The organism is Clostridium sp. CS1-1 (assembly GCF_056135525.1).
Map to the genome: position 1 here is coordinate 4,370,067 of NZ_CM148680.1, position 14,860 is coordinate 4,384,926.

General features: G+C 34.9%; 11 protein-coding genes. 6 read left to right on the forward strand and 5 right to left on the reverse strand.

The window, feature by feature from the left end:
* Positions 1 to 37: 37 nt before the first annotated feature.
* The 5 genes from AC0N0V_RS20695 to AC0N0V_RS20715 all read left to right on the forward strand — a co-directional run bounded on the left by AC0N0V_RS20695 (position 38) and on the right by AC0N0V_RS20715 (position 6,265).
* Complete coding sequence (locus AC0N0V_RS20695; RefSeq protein ID WP_474460721.1) at positions 38 to 559, forward strand: hypothetical protein; 522 nt, start codon at positions 38 to 40, stop codon at positions 557 to 559.
* Positions 560 to 676: 117 nt separating this feature from the next.
* On the forward strand, positions 677 to 1,666 hold the full coding sequence (locus tag AC0N0V_RS20700) for a glycosyltransferase family 2 protein (protein ID WP_474460723.1): 990 nt from the start codon (positions 677 to 679) through the stop codon (positions 1,664 to 1,666).
* A gap of 130 nt (positions 1,667 to 1,796) precedes the next feature.
* Positions 1,797 to 2,768 (forward strand): glycosyltransferase family 2 protein, encoded by a 972-nt coding sequence (locus AC0N0V_RS20705; RefSeq protein ID WP_474460725.1) that lies wholly within the window; start codon positions 1,797 to 1,799, stop codon positions 2,766 to 2,768.
* Positions 2,769 to 2,934: 166 nt separating this feature from the next.
* Entirely contained in the window at positions 2,935 to 3,531 is a 597-nt protein-coding gene (locus AC0N0V_RS20710; RefSeq protein ID WP_474460726.1) for a hypothetical protein, read from the forward strand.
* Positions 3,532 to 3,892: 361 nt separating this feature from the next.
* A complete protein-coding gene (locus AC0N0V_RS20715; protein ID WP_474460728.1) occupies positions 3,893 to 6,265 on the forward strand; it encodes a sialidase family protein in 2,373 nt (790 codons plus the stop codon).
* A 612-nt stretch (positions 6,266 to 6,877) separates the two neighbouring features.
* On the opposite strand, the gene AC0N0V_RS20720 is transcribed toward AC0N0V_RS20715, so the two are convergent.
* Both AC0N0V_RS20720 and AC0N0V_RS20725 read right to left on the reverse strand, forming a co-directional pair.
* Entirely contained in the window at positions 6,878 to 7,612 is a 735-nt protein-coding gene (locus tag AC0N0V_RS20720) for a hypothetical protein (RefSeq protein WP_474460729.1), read from the reverse strand.
* A 75-nt stretch (positions 7,613 to 7,687) separates the two neighbouring features.
* Positions 7,688 to 7,831: a hypothetical protein gene (locus AC0N0V_RS20725; protein WP_474460731.1), complete on the reverse strand. Its 144-nt coding sequence runs from the start codon at positions 7,829 to 7,831 to the stop codon at positions 7,688 to 7,690.
* Between the two features lie 181 nt (positions 7,832 to 8,012).
* Between AC0N0V_RS20725 and AC0N0V_RS20730 the strand changes: the two genes are divergently transcribed.
* Entirely contained in the window at positions 8,013 to 8,816 is an 804-nt protein-coding gene (locus AC0N0V_RS20730; protein ID WP_474460733.1) for a DUF6492 family protein, read from the forward strand.
* Positions 8,817 to 9,257: 441 nt separating this feature from the next.
* Here the strand turns inward: AC0N0V_RS20730 and AC0N0V_RS20735 are convergent, their stop codons facing one another.
* Genes AC0N0V_RS20735 through AC0N0V_RS20745 form a run of 3 tightly spaced genes read right to left on the reverse strand, consistent with a single transcriptional unit; the run spans position 9,258 to position 14,621 of the window.
* On the reverse strand, positions 9,258 to 9,713 hold the full coding sequence (locus AC0N0V_RS20735) for a 2-thiouracil desulfurase family protein (protein ID WP_474460735.1): 456 nt from the start codon (positions 9,711 to 9,713) through the stop codon (positions 9,258 to 9,260).
* A gap of 54 nt (positions 9,714 to 9,767) precedes the next feature.
* Positions 9,768 to 12,128, reverse strand: coding sequence for an endonuclease MutS2 (locus AC0N0V_RS20740; protein ID WP_474460737.1), 2,361 nt, complete (start codon positions 12,126 to 12,128; stop codon positions 9,768 to 9,770).
* Positions 12,129 to 14,621: a U32 family peptidase gene (locus tag AC0N0V_RS20745; RefSeq protein ID WP_474460740.1), complete on the reverse strand. Its 2,493-nt coding sequence runs from the start codon at positions 14,619 to 14,621 to the stop codon at positions 12,129 to 12,131. It lies immediately after the preceding gene.
* Positions 14,622 to 14,860: the final 239 nt, after the last annotated feature.

Sequence of the window (14,860 nt, forward strand, 5' to 3'; positions counted from 1 at the left end):
CAAAAGCCTAAAAATATATTATTGAAGGATAGTGAAGATGGTGGACGAAAGCAAAAAAGTAATAAACGTTAACTCACCTTTATACGAGGAATTCGCTGCTGATGGAGATATTTTAGAAGTTGTTCCTACCGCTGATCCAACTACTGCGGCTCCGACAACAGCTGCTCCTACTACTGCTACCCCAACTACTATAGCTCCAACACCAACACCGTGCCCATGTTGTTTCTCAACAGAAAAACAAGTTAACTTTGCTAAATGCCAACTTGAAGCTAAGGAAACCCTTGAAACAAGAATAACTTGTGTTGGAAGACTTTTAGATGTTACTGTTATTTTAAAAAATGTTTGCCCAAATAAAAATGTTGCCGTAGGAGTATTAGTTTATGATACCCAAAATAGACTTCTATCTTTAAAGGTTTGTAAATTATTTACTGGTGATGGGCCTAACTGTATACCAAGTCTAATTGCTGGAAGGTTCTGTTTTGTATTTGATGAAAATGATTCTTGTCCTGCTCCTCGTACTTTTAATGTAAGAATTGTATCTAATTACCTAGAAAGATAATTATTATTTATGCTTAATATGATATTTGGAAGTCTGAGGCTTAAGGCTTCAGACTTTTAATAAGTTGCTCTTTAAATTCACAATACAAGCTTATTATGATAGGAGGTAAATAGCCTAATGTTCTCAAAACTCTTTTCTCTAAACTATAAAAAAAACTCAACCTCACGTGAGATTAGTAAGGACCATAAGTTAGAAGATACAAATAGTTCATCTAAAGAAGATTCCCCTTCTCCTGACGTTTCGATAATAATCGTTTTAAGAAATGAAGTTAATAACTTAGAAAAAACAATACAATCTATGATTGATTCAAAAAATGAACTTACATTTGAAATAATTGTAATAGATAATGGCTCAAATGATGGAAGTTGTGATTTTTTAAAACAAAATAAAGAGCTTTACAAAAATGTAACTATTATATATTCAGATACTATAGGTGTCGCAAATTGTAAAAACTTAGGTGCCATGAATGCAAAAGGACAATATTTATTTTTTTGTGATGCTCATATTGAAGTTCAGGATAACTGGCTTGACACCCTTGTAAGAACTCTAAATGAAAAGGAAGCTCATGCCATAGTTCCTGCAATAAAGGCTATGGGTAGTGAGCATAAAGGTTATGGTGGTACTTGGAACAATGAGCTTAACTTTATTTGGCTTGATAAGCCATCAGAAAATGTTTCGGAGATACCTCTGGCCCCTGGATGTACCTTTGGAATAAGAAAAGATGTTTTCGAATCCGTACAAGGCTTTGATACTAATTTACAAATTTACGGTGTTGAGGATCAGGAACTTTCATTAAAATTATGGCTATTTGGTTACAAAATTATCGTAGATTCCACAGTGGAAGTTAGCCATCTTTTCAAAGTTAACAATTCTTATAAAGTCACATATGCAGATATTATGTATAACTATTTGTGCCTTTGCTATTCCCACTTCAATGACGCCAACTTCTCTAAAGCTATTGTTGCATTAAGCAAAAATAAACTTTTTACTACAGCAGCTGCTAGAGCATTAACCAATGAGAATTTAACAATTCAAAGAAAAGAGTATCTTAGCAAAAGAAAATATGATGAAGATTGGTTCTTTAATAAATTTAATATTAAATTTTGATTCTCTCTATTTAACGAGATGCACAATCAATTATGAAAATAAAACTCACATTCTATTTACTAATATACACCCAAATAATATATCTTCTACATTGAGATTTTAAAAAATATAACTGGAGGAGTTTATTTTTATGAGTTCAGAAATATTTTATGACAATGAATTTGATACAACTAGTGTTTTAAATAAAGTAAATATACCCTCAAATAGCACTGAAGATAACTATACTTATGATGTTTCCATAGTAATCCCCTGCAGGGATGAGTCAAGTAACTTAAAAAGTACAGTGGAGTCTCTAATACATTCAAAAAATGAGATTTCTTTTGAGATTATTGTAGTTGATGATGGATCAACAGATGGAAGTTGTGACTTTATAACGCTTAATAGAAATTCTTACCCAAACTTAAGACTTTTCACATCAAAAAATTTAGGTCCATCGGCAGCACGAAATCTAGGTGGAGATAACGCCCTCGGTAAATATGTTTTTTTCTGTGATGCCCATGTAACTGTTCCTGATCATTGGCTTGATAAGCTTATAAAAACTCTTGAAGAAAACAACGCAGATGTTGTAGTTCCTGCAATTAAAGACAACGTAGGTGGTGGAATAGGCTATGCGGAAACTTGGCGTGAAAAGCTTCAAGTTACTTGGCTAGATAAACCTAAATATGACGGTGAAGAAGTTGCCCTAGCTCCTGGTGGTGCCTTCGGATTACGAAAAACTGCTTTTGATACTATTGGTGGCTTTGAAAGGCATTTTGAAGTTTGGGGGAAAGAAGATGAAGAAATTTCCCTAAAGTTATGGCTATTTGGATATAAAATTGTTGTTGATTCCTCTGTTGAGATAATTCACTTATTTAAACTGACCAACAACTATGGTGTAACCCACATAGATTTCATGCATAATTTCTTATGTATGGCCTTTTCCCACTTTGGCCTTGAAAATCTAATTAAAGCTTTTAATATGGTAAAAGATACCCCAGGATTTCCTGAAGCCTTAGCACGAGTAATGCTAAATGAAGATTTATTGAGACAACGCAAAGACTATTTTAGTAGACGAAAATTCGATGAAAACTACTTTTTTAATAAATTTAATATCAAGCTATAATGTTAAATAATTTTAAAACAAACCCTAAACCTTTAATATTTTGCAAGCTAAACTCTAAAACTTTGTATAACTTATGAACACTAATAAAACTTATCCATATCATAGTATTAGGCAATTTTTATTGTCTAATACATTATTATAAAGCTAAAGGAAGGGATAATTAATTATGAATGAAGATGATAAGATAATAAGCCTTAATTCTCCTTTGTATGAAGACTTTAATGACGAAGACATTTCTCTAGACTGCCACTGTCCAACCACTGCTAGACCAACAACCTACAGACCAACTACTCCTAAACCAACAACTTCAATTCCAACTACCGCTAAACCGACTACTGCTACACCAACTACTGCTAGACCGACGACTCTACCTCCAACAACGGCTACTCCAACTACCGCTGCTCCTACATCAGCACCTTGCCAATGTTGCTTCGTGGACCAAAAACCTGTTGTATATGATAAATGTGAATTAGAAAAAATAGAAAACTTCAATAATATAACCTTAAACTGCACAGGTAGATTATTGGATGTAAATGTTACCTTAAGAAATGTTTGTCCAAATAAGCATATTAGCGTCGGAGTACTAGTTTACGAAGGCAATAACCTACTATCCTTAAAAGTTTGCAAATTATTTACTGGTGATGGTCCTAACTGTATACCAATTTTGAATGCAGGTAAGTTCTGCTTTGTATTTGATGATGACTCTTGTCCTCCAGCTCGTACTCTTACTGTTAGAATTGTTGCTAACTACTTAGAAAGATAAATAGAATCTTAACTTATGACATGATCTTAATTTCATCTAAAGATTAGAAATACTTATTTTGGATTAATAGACTAAGGCTTGATACATATGAATTATAATTCTTGTGCACCAAGCTTTAGTTTTTCATCTATTAACTTAAATAAACATTACATAGATATTATTTTCGTAATTAACAATTCTCTGCGACAATACATATATTATACTATGTGCGTCAGCTAAGTCTCAAAGAAAATGTCCTGATAGATGAATAATTGATCTACATTCTATCCGCTAATGACGTGCATTTTAAAGAACTAAAAGTATTATTGCGGATAATCAAGGATAAAAAATGGTTATACCCAGTAAAAAAGGAGTGAACAAATTGTTAGATATTATTGCTAACCCCCAAAAACTTTCTGGTAAACTTCTAGGTAAAGTTATCGTTCATAACTCACGTGCCATTAAAACAACGGCTTTAAGCGAGAAAAAAACTATCTTGGAAATATCCCCTAACGCTGTAGGATGCGGAAATGGAAATTCTGGATCTGGTCTGCCTGGTGAAAGGCAGGTCAATTCATCGCTGCCAGATATTAATAATTACCCGCATATAACTCAAAGTGAATCAAGCTTAGCCTACTTTGGTGATTATATTCTTTTGGGATTTAATGATTCCAATGATTCTCTTACTCTTGGACAATTTTCGGGCTATGCATTTTCAAGTGATAATGGAACTACTTGGAGTGACTGCGGTTCCGTGCCTAAAGGACCAAATTTATCTGATAATGGTGGTGACCCAGTTATAGCTGTAGATAGTGATGGCACTTTCTATTATGGACACCTTGGAACAACTACAGAAGGTGAATCTGTAATAATTGTCAATACAGCCCAAGTTGATAATACTAATAGAACTCTTCAATTCAATAATCCTATTGTAGTAGGAACAGGACAGAACCGCCCAGATGGATTTCAAGATAAGGAATGGATAACAGTTGGTGTTAATAAAAGTCAATCTGGGTCACAGGCACTATATATTACTTGGACTGATATCTTACCTGATTATATACCCGAACTTAGCACAATCAACTTTTCTAAATTTACTACTGGCGCAAGCCCAACGCCATTAATCGAAAGCAAGGCAATTGCACACACCACATTGGATCCTTTATCTACCTATGTTCATGGTTCCTTCCCGGTAGTGGACAGTAATGGTAATATATATGTGTTTTATGAACAAGTTGATTTTAATAATTTTAATAGATATATTTATATGGTCAAATCAACAGATGGCGGAGCTAACTTTACTTCTCCTATATTAGTTTCCGGCCCTTTCTTTGTAGCAGCTAATAATGTATCTTGTGATCAATATGCTATTTCAGTTGACCCCGATGGACAAAGATCTATTAGAATGAATGATTTTCCTCATGCTACTGTAGCATCAGATAACACACTTTACGTGGTTTGGAATTCCGGTACTACTCAAGTAAATCCAAATATTAATATATCTTTGGCTTACAGTACGGATGGTGGCAATAATTGGACTACAATTCCGGTTACTAACTCTACTACCCATGAGTTTTTTCCATCAGTGGCCTTTCAATGTGATAGAGCTCATATACACTACAGTCGCTTTATTGATCCATCCAATGTAGGTGGAGTTGGTAATGGAAACTTTGCCTTATTTAAGAAGAGCTTTTCTATTACAGATGGCCTAAGCGCAGAAAGTCAAGTAAGTACAGTATCTTCACCAGTACCAATTACTAATCCTAACTTCGATACAATTGTTGCAGGTTGTTATATGGGTGACTATAATCAGCTGATCGCTGGCCCTGGAAATGCATTATACCATGGTTGGGGAGATAATCGCAGTGTTTTGAATGGAAATCAAAATCCAGATGTATTCTTTATTCAAACAGAATGTGTACCTACTCCAACTACAGCGGCTCCGACTACTGCAGCTCCAACTACCGCTGCTCCAACTACTGCGGCTCCGACCACTGCAGCTCCAACTACCGCTGCTCCAACGACTGCAGCTCCGACTACTGCGGCTCCGACTACTGCGGTTCCAACTACTGCAGCTCCGACTACTGCGGCTCCAACTACTGCAGCACCGACCACTGCAGCTCCGACTACTGCAGCACCAACTACTGCAGCTCCAACTACTGCGGCTCCAACTACTGCAGCTCCAACTACTGCGGCACCAACAACAGCTGCTCCAACTACTGCTGCTCCGACTACTGCTGCACCAACGACTACGGCTCCAACTACTGCTGCACCAACGACTGCGGCTCCAACTACTGCTGCACCGACTACTGCTGCACCGACTACTGCTGCACCAACTACTGCTGCACCAACTACTGCTGCACCAACTACTGCTGCACCAACGACTGCGGCTCCAACCCCAACACCTTGCCCTTGCTGCTTTGTAGATGAAAAGGCCGTAGTATATGCTAAGTGTGAATTAGAAAAAACAGAAAACTTCAATAATATAACCTTAAACTGCACAGGTAGATTCTTAGATGTAAATATTGCCTTAAGAAATGTTTGTCCAAACAAGCTAGTTAGTGTAGGAGCATTAGTTTATGATACACAAAATAGACTTCTTTCTATAAAAGCTTGTAGATTATTTACTGGTGATGGTCCAAATTGTATACCAAATCTAAATGCTGGTAGATTCTGCTTTGTATTTGATGATGAACCTTGTCCTCTAGCTCGTACTCTTACTGTAAGGATTGTTGCTAATTATCTAGAAAGATAAACATTTAAAATTAATATAATATTTGAGGGTCTGAGGCTTAATGCCTCAGACTTTTATCTACATCTTTGTAACACCTAACTACCTTTAGAATATTATATACTGTAGATATTCAACACAACACCCCCGGGGTATTTATAATTCAATATTAATACCCCCGGCAAGATTATATTTAAAAGTACGATATATAATTAATAAAACTTTGAGAAACTTTTATAGAGGAGATGTTTATATGGCAAATAGTGTTACACTTGCTGGATATACAATAACTTTTATTGGTAAGGATTGTAATTCAGATAATACTCAAACTTGGACTTACAGTGTTGCTATATCCGACCCTAAACGTAATATAAGCAGTTGGTCCCTTGAACTTTGTCCTAACCATGTAGTATCTACTACTACTCCACCTACTTCACCTAGTGATGATATCGAAATATTTACTGGACAAGGCAGCCTTAACCCGTGTTTAGATAATCTTGGAGCCCTAAACGGAATTAAGTGGCATTACCCTGATACTCCTCCTGCTAATATTGTTGAAGGGCTTTACACCTTCACCTTAGTGGGATGTTTTGAACAAGCTGATAGTGTCAATGTAGCTGTACACGCTGGTGGAGGTCAAACTTGTGCTAATGGACTTATAACAGGGCCAAGCTGTACTCCAGTAACAACACCTACTACTGCTGCACCAACAACAGCTGCTCCGACTACTGCTGCTCCAACTACAGCAGCTCCAACTACTGCCGCACCAACTACCGCTGCTCCAACTACTGCTGCACCAACAACTGCAGCTCCGACTACTGCTGCTCCAACTACTGCCGCACCAACTACTGCTGCTCCAACTACAGCAGCACCAACTACAGCAGCACCAACTACAGCAGCACCAACTACAGCAGCACCAACTACAGCAGCACCAACTACTGCTGCTCCGACTACTGCTGCTCCAACGACAGCTGCTCCGACTACTGCTGCACCAACAACAGCTGCACCAACTACTGCTGCTCCAACTACTGCTGCACCAACAACTGCTGCACCAACAACTGCAGCTCCGACTACTGCGGCTCCAACTACCGCTGCTCCAACTACTGCCGCACCAACTACCGCTGCTCCAACTACTGCTGCACCAACAACTGCAGCTCCGACTACTGCGGCTCCAACTACCGCTGCTCCAACTACTGCTGCTCCAACTACTGCAGCTCCGACTACTGCGGCTCCAACTACCGCTGCTCCAACTACTGCCGCACCGACTCCAACACCTTGTCCTTGCTGCTTTGTAGATGAAAAGCCTGTAGTATATGCTAAATGTGAATTAGAAAAATCAGAAACCTTCGATAATATAACTTTAAACTGCACAGGTAGGTTCTTAGATGTAAATGTTACTCTAAGAAATGTTTGTCCAAATAAAGGTGTTAGCGTTGGAGTATTAGTTTATGATTCACAAAACAGACTTCTCTCTATCAAGGCTTGCAGATTATTTACTGGTGATGGTCCAAATTGTATTCCTAGCTTAAATGCTGGTAGATTCTGCTTTGTATTTGATGATAATCCTTGTCCTCCTGCTCGAACTTTCACTGTGAGAATTGTTGCTAACTATTTAGAGAGATAGAATTAATTTTTAAATTGGGTGCTTTAGTTTTACTAAAGTACCCTTTTACAAATCCATAACAAAACTCCAATACATAGAATATAATAAAGCGTAACTATACAAATCATGAAGATTTGCTATATTAGACTTAAGTGGAGGTAAAATATAATGGATAATGATAAATCATTTGATGTAGTTATACCAGTGGCTAAAGAAGATCTGTCTTTAGCAATAAAAAATATACCATATATCTTTAAAATGCTCTCACCTAAAAAGATTATTTTTATTGGTTGTAAAGACTTAAAAAGTTCATTTCCACTTAATGAGAAACTAGAGTTTATTAATGAAGATGAAATTTATCAAGATATGAAATTAAATACTATTCAATCTATTATGTATAATATTGCAGGAAGCACTAACCGAAGTGGTTGGTATCTTCAACAATTTCTTAAGATGTCTTACTCAACAATATGTAAGAAAGATCATTATGTTATATGGGATGCTGATACAATACCGCTTAATGCTATTTCATTTTTTGATGGTAAGAGCAGTAAATATTTATTTACGATGAAGACTGAGTATCATTTACCTTATTTTATAACTATTGAAAAGCTCTTCAACAATGAAATTAAAAAGTATAACAATCAGTCCTTTATAGCAGAGCATATGATAATAGATACAAAAACAATGACTGAATTAATCAAAAAAATTGAAAGTAATGAAAACTTAAAGGGTAAGTATTTTTATGAAAAAATAATGTATTCTATTGACAAAAAAGATATTCAAGGAGCAGGCTTTAGTGAATTTGAAACCTATGGTAACTATGTTATGAAATATCACTCTGATAAATACATTATGAGGGAATTAAGGTCACTAAGAGAAGGAAGTATATATTTGGGAATGTCTCCAACAGACGATGAATTATTGAGGGCTTCAAAAAATTTCGATTTAATTTCAATAGAAAATTGGTAATTGTACTCCTTCATAACATTAATTTTACTAATAGAAAATTTGCTTTTGTATTGACTAGACCTCTTTCTGGTTCAACAGGTCCCTTTTATGTATTAGTTTTTGATATAACAGGTGCCACTCCTATTTTTTAAAACAGTGTATCAGTTCCTTATACTCCTATTGGAAACTACCCTAATATCACAGCAAATGGAGGTGTAGTTGCTAAATATTATTGTCCTACGCCTAATACTGCGGCACCAACAACTGCTGCTCCAACTACCGCTGCACCTTGTCCTTGCTGCTTTGTAGATGAGAAGCCTGTAGTTTATGATAATCAAAACAGGCTTCTTTCATTGAAGGTTTGCAGATTATTTACTGTTAGACTTGTTGCTAACTATCTAGAGAGATAAGCATAAAAAATTAGGCGCTTCAGCTCATGAAGCACCTTTTCAATATGAAAAACTAAAGTTTTTCTAAACTATCTTCCTCAGTATAAACCTTAATACCATTTCTCTCTAAAAGCTCAGCAGTAACACCATTCCCCTCTATTTTAGTTCCACTAAAACTTCCATCATAAATCCTTCCATGACCACAAGAAGGACTTTTCGCTTTAAGTATAGCAATTTTAGCACCACAACTTTGAGCTATTTTAAGAGTTTCATAAGCACCTTTTAAAAACTGCTCTGTACCATCTTTACCTTCTTTCGTTAAAACCTTTGCTTTACCGTCAAGTACTTCAGCTCCCGTACCTCCGCAAATTTCATGAGGCGGCCTAGGGGTAGGCATCCCTCCTAGCTGCTCCGGACAAACTGGTATCGCCTTGCCTTCTTTTATGAGCTTTAATACTTTTTCATTCAGATTGTTGCTACCATCATATCTTGTATCCATTCCACACAAACAAGCACTTACTATTATCATAACATAACTCCTCCCCTGTAATTCTGCAATGATACCTTAACTTATGGTTCTTATTTATTTAAGCTCTACCACAGTAACCCCAGATCCACCTTCGCCATACTCTCCAAGCCTGTATCTCTTTACATGAGCGTGTCTCTTTAACATATCATTAATAGTATTTCTAAGTACTCCAGTTCCTTTTCCATGAATTACACTAACTTCTCCAAGTCCTGCCATATATGCATCATCTAAATACTTATCTACAGTATAAACAGCTTCCACAGCGTCCATTCCTCTTAAGTCCACAGAACTTGAAACAGATCTTAAGTTTAGTTTTGCCTCTCTTTTTGTTATCTTCTTCTCTTCTTTTGAGAGCCCCTTTGAAGCTCTTAAGTCTTTAAGCTTAACATTTATTTTCATAATTCCAGCCTGAACCTGTACTTCACCTTTGTTATCAGGCTTAGATAGAACAATAACCTTTTGATTTAAAGAAGGTAAAAAAACTTCCTGACCTTCACTAACTTTCTTAAGTTCCTCGCCATCATCTTCCTTAATTCTATTTGCTTTTTCTTCTGCATTTTCAAGCTTATCTTTAAGTCTTCTTCTTTGCTCCTCTAGCTTTTGTCTTGCATCAGAACCATAACCCATCTTTTCTAATTCTCTCATGTCTTTAATTATTTTATCTGCATCTTCTTTTGCTTCTTTTAGTATTCTCTTTGCATCTCTTTGTGATTCAATTATAGCCTTTTCTCTAGCATTGTTAAGGCTATACATTTTTTCTTCATACTTTTCTTTAAGCTTTGCTGCTTCAAGCTTTAGAACTTCCGTTTCCCTAGCATAGTTTTCTGCCTTAATGCTCTTATCCTGTAAACTTTGAATTAAGTCTTCAAATTTAAGAGTTTCACTTGCTATACTTTCCTTCGCATCCTTGATTACAAAATCGGGTAGTCCTAGTCTTCTTGATATTTCAAAAGCGTTAGATTTACCCGGAACTCCAATTAATAGCCTATAAGTAGGTCTAAGGGTTTCAACATCAAATTCTACAGATGCATTCTCCACTTCTTCTGTTTTTAATGCATAAGCCTTAAGCTCACTATAGTGAGTTGTAGCTACTATTCTACACCCCCTTTTTCTCAAATGTTCAAGAATCGATACTGCTAATGCTGCTCCTTCTGTAGGGTCAGTTCCTGCTCCAAGTTCATCAAATAATATCAAAGACTTCTTATCTGCCTTTTCTATTATATTTACTATATTAGTCATATGAGATGAGAATGTTGATAGACTCTGTTCAATACTCTGTTCATCTCCAATATCTGCGAATACCTCCTTGAAGAAGCTTACAGTAGAGTGTTCCCTAGCTGGAATCATAAGTCCACTTAAGGCCATAATATGAAGTAATCCTACAGTTTTTAATGTAACAGTTTTTCCTCCTGTATTAGGTCCTGTTATAACTAACGAAGTAAACTCTCTTCCTAAGTACATACTCATTGGTACCGCTATTTTTCTATCTATAAGTGGATGCTTTGCCTCTATGATGTCTATTATACCTTCATCATTTATTACTGGAGCTGTACAATTTGTATCACTTGCATACTTAGCCTTCGCAAAGACAAAATCTAATTCCCATATGATATTTCCATTATTTCTAACTGCTACTCTGTTCTCATGAACCTTACTTGAAAGTTCAGCAAGTATTCTTTCTATCTCAGCTTTTTCTTTAAGCATAAGCTCCTTTATCTCATTATTTAGGTTAACAAGGCTCATTGGTTCTATATATAATGTGGCTCCACTAGAACTTTGATCATGTACAAGTCCTGGCACTGCACCTTTATGTTCCGCTCTTACTGGAAGCACATATCTATCTCCCCTCATAGTGTATAAGGCATCTTGAAGATAAGCTGAATAACTCCTTATAAGTGAATTGACCTTGTCTCTTACAGATGAATTTTTATCCTTTAATGATCTTCTTATGTTGTATAGTGTTGAACTTGCCCTATCAGAAATTTCCTCTTCACCTTCTATAGCTAAAAATATTTCATCCTCTAGCTTCTTTAAAGGTACAATTCCTTCACATATATCTTCAATGACTCTATATGCTTCCTCTTCTTCCTTATGACTTACGTATTCCTTAAATCTTCTTGCTGAACTAAGCATTGCTGCTATTTTTAAAAGCTGACCAGGCATAAGTGAAGAGCTTTTTTCAGCTCTACTTATACCTTCTCTAATATCATAAACTCCCTCAAAAGGAGGTGCCCCTTTTGTAACAAGTAATCTTAAGGCTTCCTTTGTCTCTTCTAAGTGTTCCCTTGCTTCATATAGATTTTCATAAGGTCTTAATTCGTCAATTAAATCTTTTCCCGCAGCTGTAACTGTATATCTTTTTAGTTCTTCCTTAATCTTACCGAACTCTAAAATTTTCAAAGATTTTTCGTTCATTTATTCCACTCCTCTTTTGTAATGTCCTCTCGTAAACTTGCTAAAATCATCTTTCCACTCTTCATTCCTTAGTGCCTGTAAAATTTTCTTTGTCTCCTCATAATTTTCATCTATAAAATCAACTCTAAAAGAATTTATATTCATATCTCTAAATTCATTTATATTATCTATTAAGTTAATAGGTACACTATTATAGATGTAGCTTCTACAGAATTTGTCAGTCTGCAATATAAATTCCTCTCCCTTTCTGTCTCTTAGCACGAAATCTCCTCTTTTACAAGCATTATTACAACTACTAGTGGCACATTTGCCTCCAAAAGTACTTCCTATTGGACAATACTCACTAACCATTAGTTCAATTTTGCCATAAACTAATGTTTGTATAGGTAATTTTGTATTTTTAACAATATTTCTTATCTCCTTTTTATTTAGCTCTACGCTTAAGCAGTTTCCACTTAAAAAGTCTTTATAAAAATCCAAAGCCTGACTGTTAAATATATTTAGTTTATAATCACCTATTATATCTGTCTTCCCTATAAGTTTACTTATAGCACCTAAATTAGCTGTAATTATTCCTTCTATCTTTTGTAAGTTTTCTTCAACCTGATTAATTAAATATTCAAACTCAGTTCTTATTATATTAGGTATTTTTATAAATACCTTTTTATCCTTTAATTTATCTAAGTAACTAAAATCTAAAAGTCCAAATGGATTTATTGTAACGGTTCTGAACTCTGATTCTATAAATGCTTTTAATTGTTCTTCATTATGTACATAAACAATAGTTTCTGGTAATGGCCTTTCATTTACCTTTGCTGTATTATTGATATTGCTAGTATATTGACCCATAATTTTTTCATCACTAAGTTTATTGCTTTCCCCGGACTTGTATTTTGAACTTTCATTCTTATTTCTTTTAAATAATATATGATTAGTTAACTTTTCTACTAAATTTCTTCTCACTTCATTTAAAGCAGATATAGGTAAAAATCCTTCTTCAAACTCTTCAAAATTAATATCTGTAAACTTAAAAGGAGTATCTCCAGCCTTTCCTAAGCTTTCTATAATTCTCTCTTTGTCTAAAGGCTTTTTTAATGCCTTTTGTACAATATCTCCTTTAACTTTCAGTACTTCACCCTCATAGGCACATATCAAAACTATTGATTCATCTACTTTAAACTCTACTGATAACTTTAGTTCAATTTTTCTTTCAAAAGGCTTTTTGTAAACACTTTCTAATTCATTTAACAACTTTACATCAGATGTCTTATAAAGCATGTCACCACTTTTATATTGTGCTGGCAATAGCTTTACTTTATCTCCACCAAAAGCCTCTTCTACTTCTTTTCCATTTTTTATTATCTTAGATACAGTAAAGCCATTTTCCCCATTTCTTATCCCATCTTTTACAGATATATTTTCCTTTAATGCTATGGTTAAATCCTTCTGTACCTTACCCAGTTCTACTCCTGTATTTTTAGGAAAGCTATATGCCATCATATCTCTTCCTACGTTACCATAAAGATATGCCTTAGAAAAGCCTTCCCTATTAAATAGCTGGAGAAGTTTTTTCTTTTCCTTTTCTACACTAAAATCATTATCTTTATTTAGTTTATTGTTTTTATTTATTTTGCTTATTTTACTTAATAAGTTCTCTCGGTTTTCATTCTTATTTAATTCTCCTAGAACCTGAATATTTAAAGCATTGTCTATTGCCTTTCTATAAGACTCTACAACTCCTGCCACATATTCTGGTCTTTTCATTCTACCTTCTATTTTTAAGGAAGAAGTGCCGCTCTCCACTATATCTTTTACATTTTCAATAGTGCAAATATCTTTAGGACTTAATAAATAGCCTTTTCTTTCAGTCATAGTTTTTTTATCTATAATTGTATTAGGAAGTCTACATGACTGTGCACATCTTCCTCTATTTCCACTTCTTCCACCAATCATACTGCTCATCAGACACTGGCCTGAATAACAAACACAGAGTGCTCCATGAACAAATATCTCTGTCTCTACCCCTAAGTCCTTAGATATATGTGCTATTTCTTTTAAAGCTAGTTCCCTAGAAAGGACTATTCTCTTAAAACCTATCTCTCTTAAAAATAAAGCTCCCTCAGCATTATGTATAGTCATCTGAGTGGAGGCATGTAACTCAAAGTTAGGTAGATTTTTTCTTATTAAATTTGCGAATCCCAAATCTTGAATTATAAGCGCATCTACACCTATTTTATATAAAAACTTAGCATATTCTAATGCTTCTTTTATCTCATCTTCTTTCAAAATCGTATTTATAGTAACATAGATTTTTACATTATATAAATGACAATATTCCACTGCCTTACTCATGTTTTCATTATCAAAGTTTGATGCATATGCTCTAGCTGAAAACTTATTTCCTCCTAGATATACTGCATCTGCTCCAGCCTGCACTGCTGCATATAAGCTTTCCATACTACCTGCTGGTGCTAAAAGTTCTATTTTTTTCATTATTTATCTCTCCTAATTTTAGTCATATGTTTCTATTATACTAAATTTTTATAAAATCTATAATCCTTCTTACCTTCAAATGTTTGATGATACGTTCTTTATTATACATTATATTATTAGCTTTTAAAACTGATTTTAAAACTAAGTATAATTGATGCTTCTACTATCTTTAACTTCTTTTCACTCTTCTTGTGGAAATACATTTTATATAAAAACTTATAGTAAAAACATGAATGTTT